This window comes from Roseateles sp. P5_E11, assembly GCF_054049355.1.
In genome coordinates this window covers 1-1,185 of sequence record NZ_JBFUMO010001013.1, presented here as the reverse complement: position 1 = coordinate 1,185, position 1,185 = coordinate 1, and the positions used below count along the sequence as shown (strand labels likewise).

1 protein-coding gene is annotated in these 1,185 nt (G+C 60.7%); it reads right to left on the bottom strand.

Going from position 1 to position 1,185, the window contains the following annotated elements:
* On the bottom strand, positions 1 to 1,185 hold a 1,185-nt coding region (locus ACXJKR_RS33005; protein WP_457326452.1), incomplete at both ends, for a rhamnogalacturonidase.

The following is a 1,185-nucleotide window of genomic DNA, read 5'->3' as shown; positions in this document are numbered from 1 at the left end:
ATCCGTTTGCGTTTTCGGGCGGAACCACCTTGCTCCAGGCCGCATCGCCGCCGCCTTGCATTTCTATCTGCACATTGCTGATGCGAATATCCTCGATCAGRTGCCCTTCCAGCCCGGCAATGGTGCTGGCGTGATTGACGTGCGCACCGGACACCACAATGTTGCTGATATTGATGCGCTTGATCGTGCCCACCCGCGGCTGATTCGGTCCGCGCAGGCGCGCGCCCAAGCGGATGAAGATCGGATCGTTCACCACGTTGCGCATGGTGATGTTGGAAATCGTCAGGTCCTCGATGTGCGAACCGTCCACGCTCTCGATCGCCAGGCCGCGGCACTCGTCGAAAATGCAGTTCGTGATGGCGATGTTCTTGAAGTCACCATTCGATTCGGTGCCCATCTTGATGCGGCCGTATCGCCCCGACCGGTATTCCGGYGCACTGCGCTTGAAGGTGCCGTCAATCACGCTGCCCTCGTCGAAATTTCCCGATACCAGGCAATCCGATATCGTGATGTTTTCGCAGTGCTGGATGCGCCCCAGGCCGTAGCTGGCCTTGAGGCAAATCGCATCGTCCCAGGGCGTATTCAGGCTGCAATTCGTGATGCGCACGTTGTTGCACCCGTCGATATCCATGCCGTCACGGTTGGTGTCGATGATCAGGTGGTCGATCAGCATATTGCCGCAGCCGGTTGCCAATATGCCGAAATGGCCGCCATGCAGGATCGAGAAATCGCGCAAGGTCACGTTGCTGCATTCGCGCAGCGCAATCGCCTTGTCGGCTTCGCCGGGCTGGTCCGGTTTGTCGGTGTAGTAGCCGGTGTATTTGTCGTGSCCGCTGATCAAGCCTTTGCCRTGAATCAAGCCGCCGCCSAMGATGGCCACGTTRTTCAGGCCAATRCCCCAGATCAGGCTGTTTTGCCAGTGGCTGTGGCCGTAGTCCTGATAGTTGCCRCCGGCCTCGTTCGGCTCGGGCAGGTCGTAGCGCGCCACGCTSGCGTCAACCGCTTCGATCACCGCGCCMGCTTCCAGGTAGAGCGTGATRTTGCTCTTGAGCCKKATCGACGCSGACAGGTAGCGCCCCGGCGGGAAATAGACAGTACCSCCGCCCGCKGYCGCYGCGGCAGCAATGGCCGCATTGAYCGCYGGCGAGTCGAGCGTGCGGCCATCGCCCTTGGCGCCGAAGCGCT